Source organism: Nocardia cyriacigeorgica (assembly GCF_029868385.1).
Taxonomy (GTDB): Bacteria; Actinomycetota; Actinomycetes; order Mycobacteriales; family Mycobacteriaceae; genus Nocardia; species Nocardia cyriacigeorgica_F.
Genome location: NZ_JARWNX010000062.1, coordinates 247029 through 272277, shown reverse-complemented (window position 1 = coordinate 272277; position 25249 = coordinate 247029). Strand labels below are relative to the sequence as shown.

Here is a 25249-nt window from a genome sequence, read left to right as displayed (position 1 = left end):
GATGAACCCCCGTTCGGCGTGGCCGCGTCCGGTATGCCCGCGTTCGCCCGGCTCACTCGGGCGACAGCGCGCGCAGCTGATCGAGGTAGGTGCGGGTGCGCGGATCGCCGGGGAAACGTTCGATGATCTCGCGGGCGACCTCACCGGCGATCCACATCAGCGAGGGCAGCGAGCGCCGTTTCCCGGAGAAGGCGCGCACGCCCTCATGGACGGCCAGTTCCAGATCGCGCTGCCGCACCGCCACCACCGCGAGGGTCAGATGCGCCTCCGACACCCGCATCGGATTGCGCAGCGAACCATCGGGGCGGGTGGCGTCCTCGATGACCTGCCTGGCATAGGTTTCGGCCAGTTTGTCCTCACCGGCGACCCGGCAGCAATCCATCGCGTAGAAGTCGAACTTCTGCGGATCCACCACGAAATGATTATCGAGATCGACCGGATGGTCGAGCCGCTCCAGAATGGCCCGTCCCGCAGACAATGCCGCGTCCACTTCCCGGCGATCACCGATCCTGGCCCATGCCTTGGCCCGCTGCGCGGCCAGCTGCACACCCACCCCGAACGAACCGCAGCCCGTGAGGTCCGGATCCGCCGCCTCGATGGCGCCGCGATAATTGCCCTGCGTCAGGGCGAACCAGGCCGCCATTTCCGCACTCCAGCCGACGATTTCGGGATTATCGGCCTCGTGGCCGAGTGAACGGGCCGCGCGGCGGGTGGCCTCGGCGGTGGTGCGGCGGCCGAGGTCGTAGTCGACACAGCCCACCAGCAACGCCACCCACCCCGCCAGTTCCAGCACCTCACGGTGCTGCGACAGGGTGAGCCTGCCGTCGAGCAGCGAGGTGATCCGGCGCAACCAGTTGGTGCCCTCGACGTGCAACTCGTGCGGATCCGTATAGGGGTATTCACAACACAGCCGCTCGGCGGTGATCCTGATGGCCTCAAGCGTGGCCGGGGAAACGTCCGACATGCGAAGGCGGCCGATGAATTCCAGTGTGTCCATACCGGTCGCGGCCAGCAGTTCGTCATCGCGATTGGGTCGCGACTTCGGAAAGAACGCCGCGGTGACGGTGTCGAAGGCGGCGGCGATGATGGGGGCGTAGAACTCGTCGGGTCGGGACTCGCCCGATTCCCACCGCCGCCAATTACGCAGCAAGGTACTGTCTGTCGGCAGGTTGTGGGATGACTTGGCGCGCATCGCGCGGACGGCGTCTGCTTGTGACCACCCTCTCGCGTCGCGCTCCGAGCGCATCCGGACAGCCCAGACGGGTCGATCGTCAGCAGCGGCCACGTCTGTAGTATCGCACCAGTTAACTTTCGGTGCACCGGATAGGGCACCTAGATGTCACTGGGTTGACATCTGCTTTCGCCGCAGAAGATCGGACATGCTCTAGATGGGCCGATGTTGGTCCGGCCCAGCGCAACACCCCCGCATCCGCGGGGAGAGATCCCGGAGGCGCACTGCTCCCCGTCACGGCGGGGGAAGATCCAGGAGGTACGGGTGGAAGCGTTGATCTATGGATATCTGCGTGACGATCTCGCCGAGGGCCACGGCGACGAGCTGGAAGCCGCGCTACGCGGCCTCGCTCGCGCCGCGGGGCTCTGCTTCGCCGCGACATTCCATGAATCGACCGCGGGTGACGGCACGGCGTTCGCCGAACTCACCCAGGAACTGAAACGAGCCGACGCCCACCACGTGGTGGTGCCATCGCTCGATCACCTTGCCGGTCAGACGATTCCGCGGGACATGCTGCTCGCGAAGCTGGCCAGCGATGCGGAGGCCAAGGTCTGGACGCTGCACACCTGAGCCCCCGCCCGGCGCGCCCACCCCGAAATCGATTGTCGCGGTGGACCGCCCGTGGTAGCGGGGCCGCGATCAGCGGCCGAAGCCACCGGGCCCGCGTCGGCGCAGATACTTCTCGAACTCCGCGGCGATGGCATCGCCATCGATCTTGGCCATGGTCTCGTTGAGATCGCTCGCGGCGTCACCACGCTCCTCGAGGGAGCGCACGTAGTCGCTGATCTCCTCGTCGTTGACCGTCATCTCGTTGACCGTCGACTCCCACTCCTCGGCCTGCGCGGGCAGCTCCCGCAGCGGCACCTCGATATCGAGGACGTCCTCGACCCGGTGCAGCAGCGCGATCGTGGCCTTGGGATTGGGCGGCTGCGACACGTAATGCGGAACCGCCGCCCAGAACGACACCGCTGGCACGCCCGCCTTCACACACTGATCCTGTAAGACGCCGGTGATACCGGTGGGGCCCTCGTAGCGGGTCTGTTCGAGACTGAACCGCTCGGCCGCCTCCTTGTTGTAGGCGGAGCCGGTCACCGGCACCGGACGGGTGTGCGGGGTATCGGCCAGCAACGCGCCGAGGATCACCACGGTCTGCACCTCGAGCTGGTCGATGAGTTCCAGCAGATCCGCACAGAACCGGCGCCAGCGCATATTGGGTTCGATCCCGCGCAGCAACACCACATCGCGATCACTGCCCGGCGGTGAGCACACTGTCAGCACCGTGGCGGGCCAGACGATCTCCCTGGTCACCCCATCCACCTGACGCACCATCGGCCGATTGACCTGGTAGTCGTAATAGTCCTCGGAATCGAGTTCGGCCAGCGGTCTGGCATCCCAGATCAGTTCGAGATGTTCGACCGCGCCGCTGGCAGCGTCGCCCGCATCGTTCCAGCCCTCGAAGGCGGCGACGAGCACCGGATTCCGCAACGGCGGCAGTTCCGGGCCGGGCGAGGCCGGAGATTCACTCGAGTTCACCCGAGCCAGCCTACGACCAGAGCCGATTCGCCGCGTCCGCGACGCGGTATTCGCCGGTGCGTGTCGGGCCGTCACGCCGTTGCTCGTCACGCCCGGCGTGACGCTCGCGCTGTGGCCGGGCGCACGGTGATGAGGCGTACCGGAAAGATACGTCGTACGCGCCCACTACCCTGGGTGCATGTCTGCGTCCAGCTCCACCGCCTTCGATACCACGCTTCTCGACACGCTCGCGCGCCGTGTCGTCATCGGCGACGGTGCGATGGGCACGATGTTGCAGGCCGCCGATCTCACCCTTGACGATTTCCGCGGCCTCGAAGGCTGCAACGAAATCCTCAACGACACCCGCCCGGACGTGCTGCGCGCCATCCACCGCGCCTACTTCGAGGCCGGGGCCGACGCGGTGGAAACCAACACCTTCGGCTGCAATCTGCCCAACCTCGCCGATTACGACATCGCCGACCGGATCCGGGACCTCTCGGAGAAGGGCACCCGGCTGGCCAGGGACGTCGCCGACGAGATGGGTCCCGGTGCGGACGGCTCGGCCCGGTTCGTCCTCGGGTCGATGGGGCCGGGCACGAAGCTGCCGACGCTGGGCCACGCACCCTACGAGGCGCTGCGCGATGCCTACACCGAGGCCGCCCTCGGCATGCTCGACGGCGGCGCCGACGCCATCCTGGTCGAGACCTGCCAGGACCTGCTCCAGGTAAAGGCCGCGGTCACCGGCAGCAGGCGCGCCATGGAGCGGGCGGGACGTCGGATTCCGATCATCACCCACGTCACCGTCGAGACCACCGGCACCATGCTGGTCGGCAGCGAGATCGGTGCGGCCTTGACAGCGCTCGAACCGCTGGGCATCGACATGATCGGCCTGAACTGCGCGACCGGCCCGGACGAGATGAGCGAACATCTGCGGCATCTGTCGCGGCACGCCCGCATCCCGGTGTCGGTGATGCCGAACGCGGGTCTGCCGGTGCTCGGGGCCAAGGGCGCGGAGTATCCGCTCACGCCCGAGGAACTGGCGGTGGCGCTGTCGGGGTTCGTCTCCGAATTCGGCCTGGCGTTGGTGGGCGGCTGCTGTGGCACGACGCCCGAGCACATCCGCCAGGTGACCGAGGCGGTGCGCGAGATCGAGCCGAGCTTGCCGCCGATCACGGCGCGCCGCACCCCCGTGCACGAGCCAGCGGTGTCGAGCATGTACACGGCGGTGCCGTTCGAGCAGGACGCCAGCGTCATGATGATCGGCGAGCGGACCAATGCCAACGGTTCCAAGGCGTTCCGTGAGGCCATGCTGGCCGGTGACTGGCAGAAATGCCTCGATATCGCCAAGGACCAGACCCGCGACGGCGCGCACATGCTCGACCTGTGCATCGACTACGTCGGCCGCGACGGCACCGCCGATATGAGCGAGCTGGCCAGCCGGTTGGCGACGGCGTCGACCTTGCCGATCATGCTCGACTCCACCGAGCCGCCGGTCCTCCAGGCCGGGCTCGAGCATCTGGGCGGACGATGCGCGGTCAACTCGGTGAACTACGAGGACGGCGACGGCCCCGATTCGCGGTATCAGCAGATCATGCGGCTGGTCGCCGAGCACGGCGCGGCGGTGGTCGCGCTGACCATCGATGAGGAGGGCCAGGCCCGCACGGCCGAGACCAAGGTCGCCATCGCCGAACGCCTGATCGCCGATATCACCGGCACCTGGGGGCTGGCCGAATCCGACATCATCGTCGACACCTTGACCTTCACCCTCGGCACCGGTCAGGAGGAATCGCGGCGCGACGGTCTGGAGACCATCGAGGCGATCCGCGAACTCAAGCGCCGCCACCCCGATGTGCAGACCACCCTCGGCCTGTCCAATATCTCGTTCGGTCTGAACCCGGCCGCCCGGCAGGTGTTGAACTCGGTGTTCATGCACGAATGCGTGCAGGCCGGGCTCGACAGCGCCATCGTGCACGCCTCCAAGATCTTGCCGATCGCGCGGATCCCGGAGGAACAGCGCGAGACGGCGCTGGATCTGGTCTACGACCGGCGCCGCGAGGGCTACGACCCGCTCCAGAAGCTGATGCAGCTGTTCGAAGGCGTGTCGGCCTCGTCGTCGAAGGCCTCCCGCGCCGAGGAACTGGCCGCGTTGCCGCTGTTCGAACGGCTGGAACGGCGCATCGTCGACGGTGAGAAGGCCGGGATGGAAGCCGACCTGGACGCGGCCATGCAGGAGGTGCCGCCGCTGCGGATCATCAACGAGACGCTGCTGGCGGGGATGAAGACCGTGGGCGAGCTGTTCGGGTCCGGTCAGATGCAGTTGCCGTTCGTCCTGCAATCGGCCGAGGTGATGAAGACCGCCGTCGCCTATCTGGAACCGCATATGGAGGCCACCGACGATTCCGGTAAGGGCCGGATCGTGCTGGCCACCGTCAAGGGCGATGTGCACGACATCGGTAAGAACCTGGTCGACATCATCCTGTCCAACAACGGCTACGAAGTGGTCAATCTCGGTATCAAACAACCGATTTCGACCATCATGGACGCCGCGGTGGACAAGAAGGCCGACGTCATCGGCATGTCCGGGCTGCTGGTGAAGTCGACGGTGGTGATGAAGGAGAACCTCGAGGAGATCAACGCCAAGGGCATGGCCGAGCAGTTCCCGGTGCTGCTCGGCGGCGCGGCGCTGACCCGCTCCTATGTGGAGAACGACCTCACCGACGTCTACGAGGGCGATGTGCACTACGCGCGCGACGCCTTCGAGGGTCTGCGCCTGATGGACGACATCATGTCCCGCAAACGCGGCGGCGGCCCCGATCCGGACAGCCCCGAGGCCATCGCCGAGCGGGAACGGGCCGCCGAACGCAAGGCCCGCCACGACCGCTCCAAGCGGATCGCCGCCGAACGCAAGGCCGCCGAAGCGCCGGTCGTGGTGCCGCAACGTTCGGATGTGGCCGCGGATCTGCCGGTGCCGACCCCCCCGTTCTGGGGCACCCGCGTGGTCAAAGGTCTGGCACTGCACGAATACTCGGGGCTGCTCGATGAGCGGGCGCTGTTCCTCGGCCAGTGGGGTCTGCGCGGGCAGCGCGGCGGCGAGGGGCCCAGCTATGAGGAGCTGGTCGAATCGGAGGGCCGTCCGCGGCTGCGCGCATGGTTGGATCGGCTGTCCACCGAGGGCGTCTTGCAGCATGCGGCGGTCGTGTACGGGTATTTCCCGGCGATCTCCGAAGGCGATGACGTAATCGTGCTGACCGAACCCGATCCCGCTGCACCGCAACGGTATCGGTTCACTTTCCCGCGTCAGCAGCGCGACCGTTTCCTGTGCATCGCCGATTTCATCCGCTCCCGTGCACGCGCCGTGGAGACCGGTCAGGTGGATGTGCTGCCGTTCCAGCTGGTCACCATGGGTCAGCCGATCGCGGATTTCGCCAATGAGCTGTTCGCCGCCGACAACTATCGCGATTATCTGGAAGTCCACGGCATCGGTGTCCAGCTCACCGAGGCGCTCGCCGAATACTGGCATCGCCGAGTGCGTGAGGAATTGGTGCTGGAGGGACATGCGGTCGCCGACTCCGATCCGGACGACGTCCAGGACTACTTCAAGCTCGGCTATCGCGGCGCCCGTTACTCGTTCGGTTACGGCGCCTGCCCCGATCTCGAAGACCGCGCCAAGCTCGTCGATCTGCTCGAGGCGGGCCGGATCGGCGTGACGCTGTCGGAAGAACTGCAACTGCATCCCGAACAGTCCACCGACGCGTTCGTGCTGCTGCACCCGGAGGCGAAGTACTTCAACGCCTGAGCGCGGGCACCCGGACGAGATTCCGGGTGCCACCTCCGTGCGGACGTGGCGTCCACCCCGCAGCGGCCGGACGTCGGATGCTTCGGTGCGGAACTCGGGCCGGTGGCACCGAAGTGCCAAGCTGTGACGGTTCTCACGGATAATTGTCGGCCGATGGGGTAAATGTGGCTGCCGGGATTCGCGCACCGCGATGACCAGGCCGTTTCCGAATCGGTCGAGCCGAGTTCGGGCTCATCGCGGTGCCGGTTCGGCGTGAGAACGCCGCGACACCCGTCCGCCGCACCGAGGACGCCGCCCGAACCAGCGGCGCTGCTGGAACCTGTCGGACGCTTATGCCATTGTCGGAGGGTGGCAACTGCATCCGGGGCAGTCGGCGGATGCGTTTCATCCTGTGGCTCACCGGTGCACACACATTCGGCGTGTAGGAACTCCAGGGCCCACCTGGACCGCGCGGAATGCACGAGGACTCGGCGGGAAAGCAGGAGGGGCACAACCTCATGACGGCGGATCGGTTGATCGCTGGACGGTATCGGCTCACGGATCCGATCGGTACCGGCGCCATGGGGGTGGTGTGGCGAGCCACCGACGTCCGATTGCAGCGCACCGTCGCCATCAAACAGGTGCTGCTCGGCCCCGGCCTCACCCCTGAGGCCGCACTCGAGGCCAAACTGCGCGCCAAACGTGAAGGCCGGATCGCGGCCAGGCTGCATCATCCCCATGCGATCACCGTCTTCGACGTCGTCGAGGAAGACGGTCAGCCCTGGCTGATCATGGAATACATGGACGCGCCGAGCCTGGCCGCGAAACTGTCCGGCGGGCGCACCCTGCCATCGACGGAGGTCGCGAAGATCGGCGCGCAGGCCGCCGCCGCGCTGGCCGCCGCGCACGACGCCGGGATCGTGCACCGCGATGTGAAACCCGCCAATCTGCTCGTCGCCGACGACGGCACGGTCAAGATCACCGATTTCGGGATCTCCCGCGCCGTCGGCGATGTCACCGTCACCGCCACCGGCTTCCTCGCGGGCACACCCGCCTATCTCGCGCCCGAGGTGGCGCGCGGTGAGAATCCCGAACCCGCCTCGGATGTGTTCGCACTCGGCTCGACGCTGTATGCGGCGGTGCAGGGCAGTCCGCCCTTCGGCGAGGGCGACAATCCGCTGGCCGTCCTGCATGCGGTGGCGCGCGGCCAGGTGCGTCCGCCGTCGAAGGCGGGCGATCTCGGTCCGGTGCTGATGCGGTTGCTGTCGGCCACCGTCGAGGAACGCCCGACCATGCACGAGGCCAGGCGCGCGTTGGAAGACGTTGCGGCGGGCCGTAGCCCACGGATGGGCGCCCCCGCCGCGACGAAGATCCTGCCGCAGCCCTCGCCCGAAGCAGCCGACATCTCGGCCGAGGCCACGCGCGCCGTGCCGCGCCCGCCTGCCGTTCCCCTCGGACCCACGCCCCGCCCGGCCATGAATCCCGCCACCGGTACCGCCCCCGGTGCGCCGATGCCCGCCGCCGCGGGCAGTGCCGGTCGCGGCCGCATGGTCGCGATCGTGGCCGCCACGGCGGTCGGTGTCCTCGTCCTGGCGGGTCTGATCGCCGCCGCGATGAACGGAGGCGGTGAACCCTCGGCGGCCGGTGTCGGATCACCGTCGGTGACGACGGCGCAGCCCTCGGTCGACCCGCTCGGCCCCGGCGATGCGGGCGCGGGGGAGTCCGGCGATGACGAGGCCCCCACCGCCACATCCACCGCCGCCAGTTCGACGATCTCCAGCTCGACGACCGCCTCGACCACCTCCGCCGCGCCGACCAGTGTCGGACCGCCGACCCCTGACCAGGTTGCCCAGTTCGTGAGCGGCTATTACGGCATGCTGCCGGGCAATGCCGCCGGTGCGTGGTACCAGCTGGCGCCCGCGTACCAGGTGCAGACCGGCTACAGCGATTACATCCAGTTCTGGTCCGGTATCAGCGCCCTGACCGTGCACAGCGTCACACCCAATGGTGACACCGGGGCGACTGTGTCCATGACCTATACCCTGAAGGACGGTTCGACCTCCACCGAGAACCGGTGGATTCAGGTGGCCGCGGAGAACGGGCGGCTGCTGATCGCCAATTCGGGGCTGTAGGGGACGACAAGGGAGCGAACGAGTGAACACGCGGCTGGCCGGCGTGCTGTGGGATATGGACGGCACGCTGCTGGATTCGGAGAAGCTGTGGGATATCGCGGTGCGCGATCTCGCGGTCGAACTCGGCTCGCGGATGACCGACGAGATCCGCCGTTCCCTCATTGGCGCCTCCGGCCCCAACGCGTTGCGCATCGTGTTCACCGGTCTCGGTCTCGACCCGGAACCCGAGGCGATGCGCGCCGCGGGTGGCTTCCTCGAACGCCGGGTCACCGAGTTGATGGCCCAACCCATTCCGTGGCGTCCCGGCGCGAAGGACGCGCTGGCGATGGTCCGGGCCGCCGGGCTGCCGAGCGCCCTGGTGACCAACACCAAGCGTTCGCTCGCCGAATTCGGGCTCGACACTCTCGGGCGCGAATACTTCGACGCGTCGGTCTGCGGTGACGAGGTGCCGCACGGCAAACCCGATCCCGGTGTCTATCTGCGCGCGGCCGAACTGCTCGGACTCGATCCGAAAGTCTGTGTGGCGATCGAGGACTCGCCGACCGGTGCGGCCGCCGCCGAGGCGGCGGGCTGTGCGGTGCTCGTGGTGCCCTGTGAGATCGCGGTCCCCGAAGCACCCACCCGTTCCCAGCGCGATTCGCTCGTCGCGCTGTCGGTGGCGGATCTGCACGATGTGCTGCGCACGCGATACCCGTGGGATCACGCCTGAGCGGCGCCGCCGCTGATTCGGACATTTGCCCTGGTCGAACTACCTTGCCGCACAACAATACCGAGCGGTTCGTGACGATTGTCACCGCCTATCTCAGGAAAACCCGGGCGTGTCGGGAATAGTCCGATAACAATGTCGCTATGGCAGCGACGGTAGCCCTGGACGAGATCGTCGACACCACTCGCTTTCCGATCACCGACCCCGACAGCGCAGGCTTGCGCGCGGCGGTGGCGGCGGCGCGCGCAGATCTGGCGCAGGACGGATGCACCGTACTGCGCGAATTCATCCGGCCCGAGCTGCATGAGCGGCTGCGGTCCCAAGGTGAGCAGATGGCGCCGCACGCGCACTATCAGGTGGAGCGGGTCAATGCCTACAACATCCCGCTCGATACCGAACTGCCCGAAGATCATCCGGGCCGCATCGTGCTCGAGCGCGGTAACGCCTTCGTCCCGCGCGACCGCATCCCCACCGACGCGCTGATCCAGCAGCTCTACGTGAGCCAGCAGTTCCAACGCTTCATCGCCGACTGCTTCGAACTGCCCGGACTGCACGAATTCGCCGATCCACTCGCCGGTCTGGTGCTCAACGTCGTCGCACCCGGCATGTCGCATCCGTGGCATTTCGACACCAACGAGTACACCGTCAGCATGCTCACGCAGGCGCCGGAGGCGGGCGGTGTCTTCGAATACTGCCCCGGCATCCGCTCACCGCACGCGGAGAACCTCGACGATGTGCGCGCGGTGCTGAACGGATCGAGTGAGGGGCTGATTCAGCGGCTCGAGCTGCGCCCCGGCGATCTGCAACTGTTCCAGGGTCGTTACTCCCTGCATCGGGTCTCCCCGGTGAACGGCCGAACCCAACGGCATACGGCGATCTTCGCCTACAGCGACCGACCCGGTGTCATCGGCACCGTGGAACGCACCCGCCAGCTCTTCGGGCGGGTGCTGTCGGATCATCATGCCGCGGCCGACGCCGTCCGTGGCGACCGGCTACTCGACTGAGCAGCACAGTTCGACCCGAGAGGAACCATCGTGTCCGTGCCTATGCACACCACCGGGAAAGCCTCCTTCGACGACATCTACGACCGCCCCGATCCGCGCGAGTACTACGCGCGCATGGCCGAATTGGATTACTGCATCCCGCAACTGGCGAAGCCGCATTTCGAGCAGCAGCTCGCCGAATACCACGCGGCCACCGGGGTCGAGGCGCCGACGGTCCTCGACATCGGCTGCTCCTACGGCGTCAACGCGGCCCTGCTGCGACTGGACACGACCATCGACGACCTGGGGGAGCACTACCGCGGCGCCGACGATCCCGCCGAGCTGATCGCCAGGGACCGCGCCAGGCTCGCCGCCGAAGATGTCCGCCCCGAGGTCCGGTTCGTCGGCATGGACGCCGCCCGCCCCGCCCTCGCCTACGCCGAGGCCGCGGGCCTACTACACGACACCGTGCACGCGGACCTGGAAGCCACCGACCCCACCGACGAACAGCGCGCGGTGCTGGCCGCCGCCGATCTGGTGATCTCGACCGGATGTATCGGCTACGTCACCGAGAAGACCCTGCTGCGGGTCGCCACCGCCCACCCCGAACGCAGGCCGTGGATGGCACACTTCGTCTTGCGTATGTACGGCTTCGACGCGATCGAGGGTGAGCTTGCGGCCCTCGGCTACCGCACCGAGCAGCTGCCAGGCGATTTCGCCCAGCGCCGCTTCGCCTCGGATGCCGAACAGGCGCAGGTGTTGAATACTCTGTCCGCCAACGGAATCGATCCGACCGACCGGGAAGACAGCGGCTGGCTCTACGCCAATCTCTACATCTCCCGCCCCGCCGCCTGACACATACCGACACCGAGGAATCCGACTTGACCGAACGCACGTTTGCCGCCGAGGACCAGCTGCCCCGGGTACCGCTACCGACCCTGGAGGACAGCTGTAGCCGTTTCCTGGAGTGGTGCACGCCGCTGCTGACCGCCGAAGAACTCGCCGCCACCGAGTCCGCCGTCGCCGATCTGCTGCGCCCCGACGGACCGGGCCGGAGCCTGGACACCGCACTGCGCGACTACGACGCCACCCCCGGCGTCGGCAGCTGGCTCGACGAGTTCTGGCCGTCGCGGTATCTGGGTCGGCGCGACCGGATCGCGCTCAACGCCAACTTCTTCTTCCTGTTCCGCGACGACACCACCCTCGCGGCCTCCACCAGCGCCGGTCAGGTGGAGCGGGCGGCGGGGATCGTCGCCGCGGCCGTCGATTACAAGCTCGCCCTGGACCGGGAGGAGATTCCGCCGGTCACCCAGCGCGGTCAGCAGCTGTCGATGTGGCAGAACAAATACCTGTTCTCCGAGACCCGGATCCCCGGCGTGGAGCAGGACACGGTGCGCGTGCCCTACAGCCCCGAATGGCCGGGCCCGTCCGACGCCCGCCATATCGTGGTCTTCCACCGGGGCAGCATGTTCCGGATGGAGGTCATCGGAGCCGATGGCGCACCGCACGGCTTCGAGGACCTGACCGACGGCCTGCGCGCCGTGCTCAAGGCCGGATCGAAGTACGCCGCCACCGATACCGCGGTCGGCCATCTGACCACCTTGCCGCGTGCGGACTGGGCGCGCAGCCGGGCCGATCTGCTCGCCGATCCGCACAATGCCGCCGCGCTCGACACCATCGAGACGGCGCTGTTCTGCGTATGCCTCGAGGATTTCGCGCCGCGCGATGAAACCCAGGCCTGCGACATCCTGCTGCACGGTGACAGCGCCAACCGGTGGTTCGACAAATCGGTGTCGTTCATCGTCTTCGCCGACGGTCAGGCGGGCATCAATGTCGAGCACTGCGGTCTGGACGGCACCACCATCCTGTCGTTCGTCGACACCCTGCTCGAGACCACCGCCGCCGAACACGGCGAACGGTCCGGCGCCCGCCCGCAGGGGCTGCCGGTGGTGGAGCCGATCGAGTTCCGGCTCAGCGCGCAGCAGCGCGGTGAGATCGGCGCGGCCGGTGCGGCATTCGCCCACTACGCCGCCGAGAACGCCACCACCACGGTGTCGTTCGACGATTTCGGGACCGCGAAGGCCAAACAGCTCGGGATCTCCCCGGACGCCTTCGCCCAACTGAGCTATCAGCTGGCCCACCGGCGCAGCAAGGGCATCACCGGCGCCACCTACGAGTCCATCGCCACCCGGCAGTATCGCAACGGGCGCACCGAGGCGATGCGGGTGATCACCCCGGAGATGGTGGCGTTCGTCGACGCCATGCAGGACGAGTCCGCCGATGCCGATACCCGCCTCGCCGCGGCCCGCGCGGCCGCCGCCGCGCATGTGGCGCGGGCCAAACAATGCCAGACCGGTGCGGCGCCGGAGCAGCATCTGTGGGAGCTGGAGTGGATCCAGCGCCGCCGCGGCGCCGAGCTGGGCGTGACCGAGCCGATCGCGCTCTACACCAGCCCCGGCTGGACGATCATGCGTGACGACTACCTGAGCACCAGCTCGGCGCCGTCGGTCAACATCCGGTACTTCGGTTTCGGCTCCACCAGCCCCCGCTGCATCGGCGTGGCCTATGTGCTGCTGCCCGATCGCTGGAATCTGTACCTGGCCACCCCCGCGCCGGTCGCCGACCAGATGCACGCCTTCGCCGGGCACCTGCGCACCGCCGTCGCCGACCTGGAAACGCTGCTCGCGCCGCGGTGACGGGCGGATCGAGTGGTGTCCGGCGGGCCGAGTGCCGGGCGGACACCACTCGACCGGAAACGGTTTGCGGGGGTCTGAAACAATGGCAACCCGTGAAGACTTTCGAGGGCCTGTTCGCCGAGCTCCAGGATCGTGCCGTCACCCGCCCCGAGGGGTCGGGGACGGTGGCCGCGCTGGACGCGGGCGTGCATACCCAGGGCAAGAAGGTGCTCGAAGAGGCCGGTGAGGTGTGGCTGGCCGCCGAGCACGAGAGCGACGAATCGCTCGCCGAGGAGATCTCACAGCTGCTGTACTGGGTGCAGGTGCTGATGGTGGGCCGTGGGCTGCGGCTCGAGGACGTCTACCGACATCTGTGACGTCCGCTCGAATCCGCAGTCGTTCTCCCTCCCGAAAGGACCCCTCCCATGCTGCGCGTCGCAGTCCCCAACAAAGGCGCACTCTCCGAATCGGCCGTATCGATCCTGTCCGAGGCCGGCTACCGTAAGCGCACCGATTCCCGCGATCTGACCGTCCTCGATCTGTCCAACCAGGTGGAGTTCTTCTTCCTGCGGCCCAAGGACATCGCCATCTACGTGGGCTCGGGTGAACTCGATCTCGGCATCACCGGCCGCGATCTCGCACTCGATTCCGCGGCACCGGTGATCGAGCGTCTCGGTCTCGGATTCGGCGGCTCCACCTTCCGGTACGCGGCCCCCGCCGGGCGCGACTGGACCGTCGAGGATCTCGCCGACAAGCGCATCGCCACCTCCTACCCGAATCTGGTGCTGTCGGATCTCGCCAAGCGCGGTATCGAGGCCGAGGTCATCCGGCTCGACGGCGCGGTGGAGATCTCCATTCAGCTCGGCGTCGCCGACGCCATCGCGGACGTGGTCGGCTCCGGCCGCACCCTGCGTCAGCACAATCTGATCGCCTTCGGTGATTCGCTGTGCGATTCGGAGGGCGTGCTGATCGAGCGCGAGGGCTCCGACCGCGACGACAAGGCTCGTAATCAGCTCATCGACCGGGTCAAGGGCGTCGTATTCGCCCAGCAGTACCTGATGCTCGACTACGACTGCCCCAAAACCCTGCTCGAGCAGGCCGCCCAGATCACCCCCGGCCTGGAATCGCCCACCGTATCGCCGTTGACCGACCCCGACTGGGTGGCGGTGCGCGCCCTCGTACCGCGCAAGCTGGGCAACTCGGTGATGGATCAGCTCGCCGACCTGGGCGCCAAAGCGATCCTCGCCACCGATATCCGGTCCTGCCGAGCCTTCTGAGTGGTGCACCGAACCCCGGTCCAGGGCCGGGGTTCGCCTCACCGTGAGTTCAACCCGTGTGCCGGACACCCCGGCGTTGCTACTTTGCGGCCCTCGATGAGGAACGCAAGGAGCCATCCCCGTGTCGCACACACCACCCGACGGTCGTTCGGGCCGCGGTATCCGCTGGAATGAGGACTGGTCGGCCACCGTGGTCGGTCTCGTCCTGCTCGGCCTGGTCCTGACCGGGCTGATCCCGGACTGGCTGGTGCCGTGATGGCCGGACCCGAATCCGCAGCGCCGCACCCCACCGGCGCTGATACCGCCGAAACCGGCCGCCCGGTGCGGTCGGAGACCGAGGCGCTGCGTCCGGTCGCGGTGGGTACGCCCGCCGCCGTGGCGGGCGGCGTGGCGGTGGTACTGCTGCTCGGGGCGCTGGCCCGGTACTTCGAGACACACGTGCCCGACTGGACCGCCGATACACCGCTGCGTCGGGTGGCGAAGACGATCGAATACCCGGTGTACGCCATCGCGCTCGGCCTGCTCGGCAATGTGGCGCTCACGAAACTGGGCCTGCGTGAGCGGCTTTCGGTCGGATTCCGCACCGAGTTCTTCATCAAGACCGGGGTGGTGCTGCTCGGCGCCTCGATCAACCTGAAGGTGCTGGCGACAGCGGCGGGACCCGCGATCGCGCAAGCATTGCTGCTCATCACCGCGGTGTTCGGCTTCGCCTGGTGGCTGGGCGGTCGCCTCGGCCTCGACGACAAGCTGCGGGCGCTGCTGGCCTCGGCGGTATCGATCTGCGGGGTCAGCGCCGCGATCGCCGCGGCGGGAGCGGTACAGGCGAAACGGGAGCAGATCGCCTACGCGGCCTCGCTGGTGATCATCTTCGCGTTGCCGTCGATCTTCCTGCTGCCCTGGCTGGCCGGACTGTTCGGGCTGCCGGACGCGGTGGCCGGTGCGTGGATCGGCGGCAATATCGACACCACGGCGGCCGTCGCGGCCTCGGGGGCGATCGCCGGTGAGCAGACCTTGCAGATCGCGGCGATCGTCAAGACGACGCAGAACGCGCTCATCGGAGGCGTCGCCATCGCCTTGACCGCCTACTTCACCCTGCGGGTGGAGCGCGCAAAGGGAGCCGCGCTGCCGTCGGTGCGCGAATTCTGGGACCGCTTCCCGAAATTCGTGCTCGGCTTCGTCGCCGCCTCGATCATCGGCACCCTGTACGTGCAGGCCGTGGACGCGACCACCGGCGCCGCGCATATCGCCACCGTCAACGATCTGCGCACCTGGTTCCTGATCCTGGCCTTCGTCTCGATCGGTCTGGAATTCTCGTTGCGTGGGCTGCGTGCCGCCGGTGCACGTCCGGTGATCGTCTTCGGCGCCGCGGCCGGAGTGAACCTCGTTGTCGGTCTTGGGCTTTCGGTGCTGCTGTTCCACAACTTCACCCCGTAGACCGGGTGGTATCAGTCCGAGACCGATTCGGCGAAGGTCTGCTCCGGTGATTCGGGAACCTACGGCCAACCCGGATACGGCGGTGGCGTACCGCCGTATTCGGGGCACAGGTGCTTGAAATCGCAGTACCCGCACAGCCAGCTGGTGCTGGGCGGGAAGTTCCCGGTGCTGCCCGCTTCCCGGATGGCCTGCCACAGTGCCGCGAGCGTCCGCTCGAAGCGGGTGAGTTCCTCCTCGTCGGGGGTGTAGGTGAGGATCTGCTCATCGGCGAGGTAGATCAGCCGCAGCTGGGCCGGGACCACACCACGGGTGCGCAGCATGACCAGTGCGTAGAACTTCAGCTGGAACAGCGCCTTGGTCTCGTGTTCGACCCGTGGCGCACGTCCGGTCTTGTAATCGACCACCCGCAGCTCACCGGTGGGCGCCACATCGATCCGGTCGACGAATCCGCGCAGCAGCACGCCGTCGGGCAGCTCGACCTCGACGCGGGACTCGCACGACTCGGGATCGAATCCGGTCGGATCCTCCAGCCGGTAGTAGGCACGCACCAGGCCGCGAACCTCCTCGAGGAATGGCTCGAGCCCGTCGTCGGCGACCAGATCGGCGATCTCGGGGCGTTCGGCGAGCACCCGCTCCCATGCGGGACCGGCCAGCGACTCGGCGCGGTCGGGTGATCGCTGTGCCGCGGGCAGGACGTAGAGATCCTCGAGCACCGCGTGGACCACCGTGCCGCGTACCGCGTGCCGTCCGGGCGGTTCCGGTATCCGATCGATCGCGCGCAGACGGTACTTGAGCGGGCACTGCTTGAAATCCATTGCTCGCGAAGGCGACAGCGCCGGACGTGACCGCTGCGGCACCGGATCGGAGCCGGGCGCCGAATCGGCCTCGGGAGGGGGCGTGGTCGCGGGTGCTGGCATACCTGGCAGGCTATCCGGCGGCACCGACACGGTGCCGATGGACGACCAGCCCACCATGCCGGGTTACGGCGACGACAGTGACATTTCGCGGAACGGAGATACATGACGGCCAGACGGACCGGGCCATTCACCATCGGTGACCGGGTGCAGCTGACCGATGCCAAGGGCAGGTTGTACACCGTGCTCCTGGAGCCGGGCAAGGAGTTCCACACCCATCGCGGCGGGATCAAGCACGACGATCTGATCGGCACCGACGAGGGCACCGTGGTGACCTCGACCAACGGCACCCCGTATCTGGCGCTGCGCCCGCTGCTGGTCGACTATGTGCTGTCGATGCCGCGCGGCGCGGCCGTGATCTACCCGAAGGACGCCGCCCAGATCGTGCACGAGGGCGATATGTTCCCCGGCGCGCGCGTCCTGGAGGCCGGTGCGGGCTCCGGTGCGCTCACCTGCTCGCTGCTGCGGGCCGTCGGACCCGAGGGTGAGGTGGTGTCCTACGAAATCCGCGACGACCACGCCGAGCACGCCGTACGCAATGTGGAGACCTTCTTCGGCGAACGTCCGGCGAACTGGTCGCTGACCGTCGGTGATGTCGCGAACTACGACGGTCCGCCCGTCGATCGCGTGGTGCTCGACATGCTCGCACCCTGGGACGCACTGCCCGCGGTGGCGAAGGCGCTGGTGCCGGGCGGTGTGCTGATCGTCTACGTGGCGACGGTGACGCAGCTGTCCAAGATCGTCGAAACGCTGCGCGAGCAACAATGCTGGACCGAACCGCGGTCCTGGGAATCGATGGTGCGCGGCTGGCATGTCGTCGGGCTGGCGGTGCGGCCCGAGCACCGGATGCAGGGCCATACCGCGTTCCTGGTCAGTGCCCGCAGACTGGCCGAGGGCACGGTGACCCCGAAGCCCCAGCGCCGGCCCTCGAAGGGCTGAACACTGGGGCCGCGGACCTCGATCGGATCAGGCGGGGACGCAGGGCGCCTGCGCGAAGCCGAGCAGCATACAGCCGCTCGCATCCGACAGCTTCCAGGTGCCGTCGACGTTCTCCCAGGTCAACGGCATGGCCGGGGCGGCGCCGTTCGGGGAGGAGATGACGACCTGCGCGGTGGCGGTGGTGCCCTCGGTGGTCACATCGGTGACGCCGAAGGTGAGCTCGCCGTAGCCCGCCAGCGCGGCGTTCATCTGGTCGATGTTGGCGGTGCGCTGTTCGCCGTTGACGATCAGCTTGGTCTTCTCGGCGGTGGGAACCGCGGGGTCGGCCAGGCTGTCGAGCACACCCTGGAGCGCCTCGGGGGTGGGGGCTTCGCCCGTGCTCTCGGCGCCGGTGGTGGCGGCGGCAGCGGCGCTGGTGGTAACGCTGGTGCTGGTCGCGGCGCTGTCGCTGCTGTCGTCATCGGAACCGCAGGCGGTCATGCCGAGCGACAGGGCGACGGCGGCGGCAGCGGCTACGGAGAAGCGCAGTGCCCTCACGGGAAGGAGCATGACTGGCAACCTTTCGGCTAGTCGGTGAGCGGGCTCACCGGTAATGTGTTAGGGCAGGCTAACATGGTCGTTCCGGCCGACGAGCGCTGCCTAGATGTGATCACCACGAAACCATGTCGGACAGCGAGAACGGTTCGCGCCCGGTAGCGTTGATAGACCGGGACTGGGAGGAGCAGCACATGAGCCCCATCGAGAATTCGGATTCGGCGGCCTGGAGAGAGCTCGAGGCGGTGCGCGCCGAAGCGGCTGCACTCCGGAGGCAACTCGCGGATTCACCGGATCGTTCACGGGAATTGGAAGCCCGCATCGATTCGCTGACTATTCGCAATACGAAGCTGATGGACACCCTCAAAGAGGCGCGCCAGCAATTGGTCGCGTTGCGTGAGGAAGTCGATCGGCTCGGTCAGCCGCCGAGTGGTTACGGCGTCCTGATCGGCGCCTACGACGATCAGACCGTCGACGTGTTCACCTCCGGCCGCAAGATGCGGTTGACGTGTTCGCCCAATATCGACACCGACACCCTCGAGTACGGCCAGTCCGTACGGCTGAACGAGGCGCTGACGGTGGTCGAGGCCGGACATTTCGACGCGGTCGGTGAGATCGGCACGTTGCGTGAGATCCTCGACGACGGCCGCCGTGCCCTCGTGGTCGGCCATGCCGACGAGGAGCGCGTCGTCTGGCTGTCGGGCCCGCTGGCCAAGGTCGCCGAGGTCGACGACCTCGACGATCCGGACGCACCGATCCGCAGGCTGCGTCCCGGTGATTCACTGCTGGTCGACACCAAGGCCGGGTTCGCCTTCGAGCGCATCCCCAAGGCCGAGGTCGAGGACCTGGTGCTGGAGGAAGTGCCCGATGTCGATTACAACGACATCGGTGGTCTCGGCCGTCAGATCGAGCAGATCCGCGACGCCGTCGAGCTGCCCTTCCTGCACAAGGATCTGTTCCGCGAGTACGCGCTGCGCCCACCCAAGGGTGTGCTGCTCTACGGTCCGCCGGGCTGCGGTAAGACGCTCATCGCCAAGGCGGTGGCCAATTCCCTGGCCAAGAAGATCGCCGAGGCCCGCGGTGAGGATGCCAAGGAGGCCAAGTCCTTCTTCCTCAACATCAAGGGCCCGGAGCTGCTGAACAAGTTCGTCGGTGAGACCGAGCGCCATATTCGGATCATCTTCCAGCGTGCGCGGGAGAAGGCATCCGAAGGTACGCCGGTGATCGTGTTCTTCGATGAGATGGACTCGATCTTCCGCACCCGCGGATCGGGTGTGTCCTCGGATGTGGAGACCACGGTCGTCCCGCAGCTGTTGAGCGAGATCGACGGTGTCGAGGGCCTGGAGAACGTGATCGTGATCGGCGCCTCCAACCGCGAGGACATGATCGATCCCGCGATCCTGCGTCCGGGGCGTCTGGACGTCAAGATCAAGATCGAGCGGCCGGACGCGGAATCGGCGCAGGACATCTTCTCCAAGTACCTCACCGAGCAGCTGCCCCTGCACGTCGACGATCTGGACGAGTTCAACGGCGACAAGGGCGCCTGCATCCGCGCGATGATCGAGCGGGTGGTGGACCGGATGTACGCCGAGAGCGAGGACAACCGCTTCCTGGAGGTCACCTACGCCAACGGTGACAAGGAAGTCCTGTACTTCAAGGACTTCAACTCCGGCGCCATGATCCAGAACATCGTGGACCGCTCCAAGAAGTACGCCATCAAGGCGGTGCTCGACACCGGCAATCCGGGGCTGCGCATCCAGCATCTCTACGATTCGATCGTGGACGAGTTCTCCGAGAACGAGGACCTGCCCAACACCACGAATCCCGATGACTGGGCACGTATCTCGGGTAAGAAGGGCGAACGGATCGTCTACATCCGCACCTTGGTCACCGGCAAGAACGCCAGTGCCAGCCGCGCGATCGACACCGAGTCGAATACCGGTCAGTACCTGTAGATCTGGTTCGAGCCGAGGCCGCGCTTCCTGTGGGAGCGCGGCCTCGGTGTGTGACGGCCCGTCCGCACCCGTCGGCGTCGACGCACTCGGTGAGAATGCCGGTGTCGATCGTCTGCCGCGACTACGTGAGGCGCGGCTCCTCGGGTGCTGTGATGTACAACACTGGGCGATTGTCCAGCTATAACCGCAGGCGGATGGCGGCTGCGCGGCCCGGTCGATGGAGGGCTCAGTATCTCGGTTGGCGAAACCGGGCACGCGGAAAATCTGAATCGTTCATGCTTCAGATAGCGGGCGCAGCGGGGTTGCGCCCGATCGAGATGAAGGAGTCATCATGTCCGGTTCCGCGTCGGATTTCCTGGCCGAAGTGCTGATCAAGACGATCCTGGAGCTGCTGTCCAGCGGTAGCGCGGGATAGTTTCCGCGTCCTCGGCGAGCCGGCAGGGGTCACGTTCTACGAGGGCGTGGCCCCTGTCGGCTGTCCTCGCTTCGTGAACGAGGTCCCTACGCCGTGAGGGGGATCGCATCAACTGTCGAGGAGTAGGCCCGGCTGGCATTTCGGACCAGCGTTGGCATGAACAGCTCGTAACTCGCTCAGCCATGGGCGTTTTGGTGTGTTGCCGCGCGGAGGCTCGAACGATGTCGACCTCGATCGTCCGAGTGTGCTCAGAGGAGGCGACGCACGGCTTCGACGATCGCGCGCCGGCGGTCGTCGGCGCTCTCGGCCTCGGCGGCGGGCATGCTGGTGACATTGCTCGGGTTCCATGCAAGAGCAATGCTCAGGACGAAGGTCAGCAGCGCTGCGGGGGAGAAGTCGGAGCCCACGCCGCTCTTCTTCTGCACTGCGGCAAGCGCCTCCAGCTTGGCCGCGCGCGTCGGCGACGTGCCGGCGAGGTCCCGGTCGGCGCGCTCCAGGCGGTGCCAGGTGGCCAGTCGGATGACCTCGGGGTGCTGCTGGCAGTAGTCGAAGATCCGTCCCGCGTATTCGGGCAGGTCGTCGGGGGTGAAGGGGACCGAGTCCAGGCCGTGGGTGACGTGGGCGTCGAGGACAGCGTCGAAGAGTTGCTCTTTGCTACAGAAATAGACATAGATGAGGTTCTTGTTGGCCGCCGCCGTCTTGGCGATCCGGTCCACCCGGGCTCCGGCGATTCCGTATGTGGCGAACTCGTCGGTGGCGGCCTGGAGGATGCGGGCCTTGGTGGCGTCGGCTCGGGACATATCGGCCATCGTAATCGGGACTAACCAGTTAGTTGCGCCCTCGCGGGCGGCCCGCCGATCCGCCGTGTCAGCCGATCCCGAAGACGGCGAAGGCCGCGTCCGCCGCGAAGAGCAGCACCGTGCACCACAGGACGATCCCGGCCATCAGCCAGCCGATCAGCCGCCAGCGGGGGATGCCGAGGGCGGCACCGAGCAGGGCTGAGCCCCAGGTGCCGAAGAGGGCGGGTCCCGCGATACCGAAGCCGATCACGCCGTACCGGTCGAGGACTCGCCGTGCCCGTCGCCCCGCGCCGCCGGAGAGGCGGGCGTCGTCGGGTGTCGCTGCGAGAGCGGCATCGACGGCGACCGCGCCGTTCGCCGAACCGGCTGGCACGGCGGCCGAATTCCAGCGGACACGCCAGGATTTCCAGTACACCCGGACGCGTTCCATGGCGAATACCGCGAAGACGACGCAGCATGCCGCCCCCAGTAGTACCGCGAGCAGCGCGACCGGGCCAGGTAGGGAGAGCGAGAGGCCGATGGGGACCGCGGGGGTGCCGAGCGCGAAGCCCGCGAGCAGGGTCCAGGCGAATCGCCCCATACGGATTCCCTTCAGCTGCATCGTGCGCACCGCTGGCTGCGCCCACGACGACCAACTTAACTAACTGGTTAGAATATTGCCATGGAACACATCGACACGGTGCTGAGCGAGTTGGCGGCCGGTAAGTATCTGCTCCTCACCACATTTCGCCGGGACGGTAGGGCGGTCGCCACCCCGGTCTGGGTGATGCGCGACGGCCAGGCGCTGGCGGTGTGGAGCGCAGCGGACACCGGCAAGGTGAAGCGGATCCGCAACGGGGGCCGGGTGACGGTCGCCTCCTGCGACTGGCGCGGCACACCGCTCGGCGCCTCGGTGCCCGGATTCGCCGAAGTGCTGGCGCCGGACGCGAGTGCGCACTTCACCGTTCTGATGAAACGCAAGTACGGGCTGGTCGCGCGGGTCGGGCTGCTGGGCAGCAGGCTACGCGGGGGCTCCGAGCGCATGGCGGGCATTCGGATCCGACTGGACGGGTAAGCGAGCCCTGCTCGACCGCGGTCCAGGTCGCGCTCTGGAAGTGTTCGAACCCGCGGGAACCGTGGTCGGTGCTGTGGCCGGAGTGGATGCACCTGTCACCGAGCCCCGAGGCGACCCACCCCGCGGATTAGGCTGTGGCCATGACCGAGATCTGGCACAACCCGCGATGCAGTAAGAGTCGTGCGGCGCTCGCGCACCTGGAGGAGGGCGGCGCCGAGTACACGGTGCGCCGGTATCTGGACGATCCGCCGACCGCCGACGAATTACGTGCGGTGCTCGCGAAGCTCGGTGCCGAGCCGTGGGATATCACCCGCACCGGCGAACCGGTCGCCAAGGAACTCGGGATCTCGGGCTGGGGCCGGACCGCCGCCGAACGGGAGCGCTGGATCGAGGCGTTGGCGGCCAATCCGGCGTTGATTCAGCGGCCCATCGTGTTCACCGCCGGTGGTGCGGCGGTCGTTGCTCGTGACGAGGAGTCGCTGCGGTCGCTGGATTGATGCCGGTGGCTGATCTTCTTCCGGCGTCGAGGTGAGATGGCTGGCGTCAGTGCAGTTCGTAGTGCTTCATGAGGTGTGACGCCTCGATTGCTGCGGCGATGCCATAAGGCGAATGAGCTGTAACAACGGCCGATCGATGTGTGATGTAGATCATGTCATCGCGGATCGGGAAGGTCTCGATCCGTAGCCGAATCGAGCGTGGGCCTGCAACGGGTCGGGGCGTCGAGCCCCACGCCGGTGGGAGGTTGTCATGCACTCGATCGTCAAGAAACTCGCCGTCAGCGCATCTGCCGCGGCACTCATCGGGGCGGCGGGCGTCCTCGGCGCCGCACCCGCCCAGGCGCAACCGGGCGCGTTCTGTTCGGTCAATCCGGTCGCGGGCACGGCGGCCTACTCGCAGTGCGGTGGGCCGGTCTGGCATCAAGTCCGGGTGACCTGCTGGGCGTGGTGGTCATGGTTCAGCAGCTACGAGCGGTGGGGCAATCCGGCATTCGGCGCGCAACAGTCCTGGACCAGTTGCGATCTGCCGTTCTCCATGCAGACCTGGCAGGTGATCGTGCACTGATCCGCATACGCCGCGATGACGATGCCGTATCGGCCTCGAGGGTGATGACCTGCGGTGATCGGGGCCGGTAGGGTCGGCGGACATGAAGGTACAGTTGCGCCACAGTCCGGCCTCCGCCGTCGCCAGATGTTTCCTCGCGGGCAATGAGCCGATGCGGGTCGAAAGCGGTGCCATGGTGGCGCATTCGGCGGGTGTCACGTTGCAGGCCAAGGCCGAAGGCGGCATCTTCGCCGGTATCAAACGGTCGATGCTGGCGGGTGAATCGTTCTTCATCTCCACCTTCACCGCGCCACCGCAGGGCGGCTGGGTGGATGTGGCCCCCTCGCTGCCCGGTGACATGCTGCCGTTGACCATCCAACCCGACCGCCCCTTCTTCATCAGCCGCGGCGGCTGGATCGCCAATTCCCATGGCGTGCAGGTGGAAAGCAAATGGGGCGGGTTTGCGAACCTGTTCGGCGGTGAGGGCGGTTTCGGTCTGCGGGCGCACGGCGAAGGGGAGGTGGTCGTTGGCGTGTTCGGCGCGATCGACGTCATCGACCTGCAACCCGGCGAACCGATCACCATCGACACCGGACACGTCGTCGCCTACGACCTGGCCATGAACTTCACCATCCGCCGTGCCGTGTCCGGTCGATCGATTCAGTCGCTGAAATCCGGTGAGGGACTGGTGTTCGACTTCACCGGGCCGGGGCGAGTGCTGCTACAGACGCGTAATCCGAGCGCATTCGCGGCCTGGTCGGCGTCGGTGTCCTCGGGCTAGACGCCGATCCGTGTCAGCGCGGTGGTCGAGCCACGCTCGGTACGAGGCGGCAGCGACCCGCGCCGACGATGCCGAGCCGTCACGGCAAGCCGCACACCCGATTCAACTCGGTGGTGTACGGGTCGAGGTCGGTGACAGTGTCATCCACCAACGCGTTGGCGTAGGCGCTGATGACGGTCTTCTCCTCGCCCTGGGCAACAAGGGCCAGACCGTTCAGCCTGTCGGACAAGGCCGTCGCTGTCGGCGCGTCCATGGCGCCGCCGCTCGTGTCGATCGCGGTGTTGATCCACTCGATAGCCGTGGTGCACTGCGGGGACACGGCGTGTGCCGGTGCCGCGGGGATGAAGAGTAGTGATCCAGTGGCAGCAGTGAGCACAGCGGTGAAGAACGTCGACTTGATCATGGTTTCCTCTCGGAGCAAAGTCCCGATCTTATGGCCGCGCTACCGAATCGACAAAAGATGATCAGCGCACGTCTCGGCGCCGTTGGGGCAGGTGGTCGATCCGGTCACCGGTGAGTCGGTGGACCCCGCCGAACAAACCATTGGTGGCGCTGTTCAGCTGAGGATTGCCCGCATCAGATGGCGAGTATCCGGTACGAACTGCCAAGTGGGGTCGGCCAAGTGTTCGCGCAGGGTCTGTTCGGGCCACCACCAGCCATCGGCGATCTCTTCCGGTTGGTGGCGGATCGGTCCGTCGTAGCGCAGCTCGTAGGCGAACACATGGCAGCGCATCGGTCGTCCGGCCCATTCGCCGTCCCACGTGGCGCGGGCCAGGGGAGTGAGTTCCGTGGCTGCGGTGATGCCCAGTTCCTCGGCGAGTTCGCGGACAGCGGTCTGCCGCGGTGTTTCCCCCGGTGCCATCACACCGCCGGCAATACAGTCGTGCATGCCCGCGAACACCATCTTGGTGTCGGTGCGGCGATGCACGTAGATCGAGTGCCCGTCACCGGAGCGGACCAGCACGCCCGCGCTGGCATGCCAGAGTCCGTCACGGTAGACGATGGCGCGGTCCTCGACGCCGATCGCGCGACCGGCGCTGTCGTAGACGGCGATCATCTCCGAAGACACCGAGCGAGAGTAACGTGTCCGG

General features: G+C 67.3%; 25 protein-coding genes. 17 read left to right on the top strand and 8 right to left on the bottom strand.

Annotated features, from left to right (window positions below; translation table 11 throughout):
- Nucleotides 1–52: 52 nt before the first annotated feature.
- Complete coding sequence (locus QH168_RS24080; RefSeq protein ID WP_348537614.1) at nucleotides 53–1150, bottom strand: XRE family transcriptional regulator; 1098 nt, start codon at nucleotides 1148–1150, stop codon at nucleotides 53–55.
- A gap of 345 nt (nucleotides 1151–1495) precedes the next feature.
- On the opposite strand from QH168_RS24080, the gene QH168_RS24075 reads away from it, so the two are divergent.
- Nucleotides 1496–1801: a hypothetical protein gene (locus QH168_RS24075; RefSeq protein ID WP_280467901.1), complete on the top strand. Its 306-nt coding sequence runs from the start codon at nucleotides 1496–1498 to the stop codon at nucleotides 1799–1801.
- A 69-nt stretch (nucleotides 1802–1870) separates the two neighbouring features.
- On the opposite strand, the gene QH168_RS24070 is transcribed toward QH168_RS24075, so the two are convergent.
- Complete coding sequence (locus QH168_RS24070; RefSeq protein WP_280467899.1) at nucleotides 1871–2764, bottom strand: PAC2 family protein; 894 nt, start codon at nucleotides 2762–2764, stop codon at nucleotides 1871–1873.
- A gap of 178 nt (nucleotides 2765–2942) precedes the next feature.
- Here QH168_RS24070 and metH point away from each other — a divergent pair, with 178 nt between their 5' ends.
- The 10 genes from metH (at nucleotide 2943) to QH168_RS24020 (ending at nucleotide 15725) form a co-directional block, all read left to right on the top strand.
- Nucleotides 2943–6539 carry a methionine synthase gene (metH, locus tag QH168_RS24065; RefSeq protein WP_280467897.1) on the top strand — a complete coding sequence of 1199 codons (3597 nt, stop codon included), beginning with the start codon at nucleotides 2943–2945 and terminating at the stop codon, nucleotides 6537–6539.
- Between the two features lie 455 nt (nucleotides 6540–6994).
- A complete protein-coding gene (locus QH168_RS24060) occupies nucleotides 6995–8650 on the top strand; it encodes a serine/threonine-protein kinase (RefSeq protein ID WP_280467895.1) in 1656 nt (551 codons plus the stop codon).
- A gap of 22 nt (nucleotides 8651–8672) precedes the next feature.
- The gene (locus QH168_RS24055; protein ID WP_348537613.1) at nucleotides 8673–9359 is read left to right on the top strand and encodes an HAD family hydrolase; all 687 of its coding nucleotides are present in this window, start codon (nucleotides 8673–8675) and stop codon (nucleotides 9357–9359) included.
- Between the two features lie 140 nt (nucleotides 9360–9499).
- Nucleotides 9500–10360 carry a HalD/BesD family halogenase gene (locus tag QH168_RS24050; RefSeq protein WP_280467893.1) on the top strand — a complete coding sequence of 287 codons (861 nt, stop codon included), beginning with the start codon at nucleotides 9500–9502 and terminating at the stop codon, nucleotides 10358–10360.
- A gap of 30 nt (nucleotides 10361–10390) precedes the next feature.
- The gene (locus QH168_RS24045) at nucleotides 10391–11194 is read left to right on the top strand and encodes a class I SAM-dependent methyltransferase (RefSeq protein WP_280467891.1); all 804 of its coding nucleotides are present in this window, start codon (nucleotides 10391–10393) and stop codon (nucleotides 11192–11194) included.
- Between the two features lie 26 nt (nucleotides 11195–11220).
- A complete protein-coding gene (locus QH168_RS24040) occupies nucleotides 11221–13035 on the top strand; it encodes a choline/carnitine O-acyltransferase (RefSeq protein WP_280467889.1) in 1815 nt (604 codons plus the stop codon).
- Nucleotides 13036–13127: 92 nt separating this feature from the next.
- Complete coding sequence (locus tag QH168_RS24035) at nucleotides 13128–13391, top strand: phosphoribosyl-ATP diphosphatase (RefSeq protein WP_280467888.1); 264 nt, start codon at nucleotides 13128–13130, stop codon at nucleotides 13389–13391.
- 48 nt (nucleotides 13392–13439) lie between these two features.
- Nucleotides 13440–14291 (top strand): ATP phosphoribosyltransferase, encoded by an 852-nt coding sequence (gene hisG, locus QH168_RS24030; RefSeq protein WP_280467886.1) that lies wholly within the window; start codon nucleotides 13440–13442, stop codon nucleotides 14289–14291.
- A 121-nt stretch (nucleotides 14292–14412) separates the two neighbouring features.
- Complete coding sequence (locus tag QH168_RS24025) at nucleotides 14413–14547, top strand: hypothetical protein (protein WP_280467884.1); 135 nt, start codon at nucleotides 14413–14415, stop codon at nucleotides 14545–14547.
- Nucleotides 14547–15725, top strand: a complete 1179-nt coding sequence (locus QH168_RS24020) for a YeiH family protein (protein ID WP_280467883.1) — start codon at nucleotides 14547–14549, stop codon at nucleotides 15723–15725. Before QH168_RS24025 ends, QH168_RS24020 begins: the two co-directional genes overlap by 1 nt.
- Nucleotides 15726–15784: 59 nt before the next feature.
- Here QH168_RS24020 and QH168_RS24015 read toward each other — a convergent pair whose 3' ends face one another.
- Nucleotides 15785–16642, bottom strand: coding sequence for a RecB family exonuclease (locus QH168_RS24015; RefSeq protein WP_280467881.1), 858 nt, complete (start codon nucleotides 16640–16642; stop codon nucleotides 15785–15787).
- Between the two features lie 102 nt (nucleotides 16643–16744).
- Between QH168_RS24015 and QH168_RS24010 the strand changes: the two genes are divergently transcribed.
- Nucleotides 16745–17578 (top strand): tRNA (adenine-N1)-methyltransferase, encoded by an 834-nt coding sequence (locus tag QH168_RS24010; RefSeq protein WP_280467879.1) that lies wholly within the window; start codon nucleotides 16745–16747, stop codon nucleotides 17576–17578.
- Between the two features lie 27 nt (nucleotides 17579–17605).
- Here QH168_RS24010 and QH168_RS24005 read toward each other — a convergent pair whose 3' ends face one another.
- Complete coding sequence (locus tag QH168_RS24005; RefSeq protein WP_280467878.1) at nucleotides 17606–18127, bottom strand: hypothetical protein; 522 nt, start codon at nucleotides 18125–18127, stop codon at nucleotides 17606–17608.
- 179 nt (nucleotides 18128–18306) lie between these two features.
- On the opposite strand from QH168_RS24005, the gene arc reads away from it, so the two are divergent.
- Nucleotides 18307–20067, top strand: a complete 1761-nt coding sequence (gene arc, locus QH168_RS24000; RefSeq protein ID WP_280467876.1) for a proteasome ATPase — start codon at nucleotides 18307–18309, stop codon at nucleotides 20065–20067.
- A 663-nt stretch (nucleotides 20068–20730) separates the two neighbouring features.
- On the opposite strand, the gene QH168_RS23995 is transcribed toward arc, so the two are convergent.
- Nucleotides 20731–21282, bottom strand: a complete 552-nt coding sequence (locus QH168_RS23995; protein WP_280467875.1) for a TetR family transcriptional regulator — start codon at nucleotides 21280–21282, stop codon at nucleotides 20731–20733.
- 67 nt (nucleotides 21283–21349) lie between these two features.
- Nucleotides 21350–21883: a hypothetical protein gene (locus QH168_RS23990; RefSeq protein WP_280467873.1), complete on the bottom strand. Its 534-nt coding sequence runs from the start codon at nucleotides 21881–21883 to the stop codon at nucleotides 21350–21352.
- A gap of 60 nt (nucleotides 21884–21943) precedes the next feature.
- Here QH168_RS23990 and QH168_RS23985 point away from each other — a divergent pair, with 60 nt between their 5' ends.
- The 4 genes from QH168_RS23985 (at nucleotide 21944) to QH168_RS23970 (ending at nucleotide 24158) form a co-directional block, all read left to right on the top strand.
- Nucleotides 21944–22336, top strand: a complete 393-nt coding sequence (locus QH168_RS23985) for a PPOX class F420-dependent oxidoreductase (protein ID WP_280467871.1) — start codon at nucleotides 21944–21946, stop codon at nucleotides 22334–22336.
- A 140-nt stretch (nucleotides 22337–22476) separates the two neighbouring features.
- Nucleotides 22477–22833, top strand: coding sequence for an arsenate reductase family protein (locus QH168_RS23980; protein WP_280467869.1), 357 nt, complete (start codon nucleotides 22477–22479; stop codon nucleotides 22831–22833).
- Between the two features lie 250 nt (nucleotides 22834–23083).
- On the top strand, nucleotides 23084–23398 hold the full coding sequence (locus tag QH168_RS23975; protein WP_280237036.1) for a hypothetical protein: 315 nt from the start codon (nucleotides 23084–23086) through the stop codon (nucleotides 23396–23398).
- A gap of 82 nt (nucleotides 23399–23480) precedes the next feature.
- A complete protein-coding gene (locus tag QH168_RS23970; RefSeq protein WP_280237035.1) occupies nucleotides 23481–24158 on the top strand; it encodes a TIGR00266 family protein in 678 nt (225 codons plus the stop codon).
- A 79-nt stretch (nucleotides 24159–24237) separates the two neighbouring features.
- On the opposite strand, the gene QH168_RS23965 is transcribed toward QH168_RS23970, so the two are convergent.
- Both QH168_RS23965 and QH168_RS23960 read right to left on the bottom strand, forming a co-directional pair.
- Nucleotides 24238–24561, bottom strand: a complete 324-nt coding sequence (locus QH168_RS23965) for a hypothetical protein (RefSeq protein WP_280237034.1) — start codon at nucleotides 24559–24561, stop codon at nucleotides 24238–24240.
- 153 nt (nucleotides 24562–24714) lie between these two features.
- Nucleotides 24715–25215 carry an NUDIX hydrolase gene (locus QH168_RS23960; RefSeq protein ID WP_280468304.1) on the bottom strand — a complete coding sequence of 167 codons (501 nt, stop codon included), beginning with the start codon at nucleotides 25213–25215 and terminating at the stop codon, nucleotides 24715–24717.
- Nucleotides 25216–25249: the final 34 nt, after the last annotated feature.

Bases quoted from the DNA above. Each gene is read 5' to 3' on its own strand.
- metH (WP_280467897.1), top strand. From the start codon at position 2,943: ATGTCTGCGTCCAGCTCCACCGCCTTCGATACCACGCTTCTCGACACG.
- QH168_RS24060 (WP_280467895.1), top strand. From the start codon at position 6,995: ATGCACGAGGACTCGGCGGGAAAGCAGGAGGGGCACAACCTCATGACG.
- QH168_RS24050 (WP_280467893.1), top strand. From the start codon at position 9,500: ATGGCAGCGACGGTAGCCCTGGACGAGATCGTCGACACCACTCGCTTT.
- hisG (WP_280467886.1), top strand. From the start codon at position 13,440: ATGCTGCGCGTCGCAGTCCCCAACAAAGGCGCACTCTCCGAATCGGCC.
- QH168_RS24020 (WP_280467883.1), top strand. From the start codon at position 14,547: ATGGCCGGACCCGAATCCGCAGCGCCGCACCCCACCGGCGCTGATACC.
- QH168_RS24015 (WP_280467881.1), bottom strand. From the start codon at position 16,642: ATGCCAGCACCCGCGACCACGCCCCCTCCCGAGGCCGATTCGGCGCCC.
- QH168_RS24010 (WP_280467879.1), top strand. From the start codon at position 16,745: ATGACGGCCAGACGGACCGGGCCATTCACCATCGGTGACCGGGTGCAG.
- QH168_RS24005 (WP_280467878.1), bottom strand. From the start codon at position 18,127: ATGCTCCTTCCCGTGAGGGCACTGCGCTTCTCCGTAGCCGCTGCCGCC.
- arc (WP_280467876.1), top strand. From the start codon at position 18,307: ATGAGCCCCATCGAGAATTCGGATTCGGCGGCCTGGAGAGAGCTCGAG.
- QH168_RS23995 (WP_280467875.1), bottom strand. From the start codon at position 21,282: ATGTCCCGAGCCGACGCCACCAAGGCCCGCATCCTCCAGGCCGCCACC.
- QH168_RS23990 (WP_280467873.1), bottom strand. From the start codon at position 21,883: ATGCAGCTGAAGGGAATCCGTATGGGGCGATTCGCCTGGACCCTGCTC.
- QH168_RS23985 (WP_280467871.1), top strand. From the start codon at position 21,944: ATGGAACACATCGACACGGTGCTGAGCGAGTTGGCGGCCGGTAAGTAT.
- QH168_RS23980 (WP_280467869.1), top strand. From the start codon at position 22,477: ATGACCGAGATCTGGCACAACCCGCGATGCAGTAAGAGTCGTGCGGCG.
- QH168_RS23975 (WP_280237036.1), top strand. From the start codon at position 23,084: ATGCACTCGATCGTCAAGAAACTCGCCGTCAGCGCATCTGCCGCGGCA.
- QH168_RS23970 (WP_280237035.1), top strand. From the start codon at position 23,481: ATGAAGGTACAGTTGCGCCACAGTCCGGCCTCCGCCGTCGCCAGATGT.
- QH168_RS23965 (WP_280237034.1), bottom strand. From the start codon at position 24,561: ATGATCAAGTCGACGTTCTTCACCGCTGTGCTCACTGCTGCCACTGGA.
- QH168_RS23960 (WP_280468304.1), bottom strand. From the start codon at position 25,215: ATGATCGCCGTCTACGACAGCGCCGGTCGCGCGATCGGCGTCGAGGAC.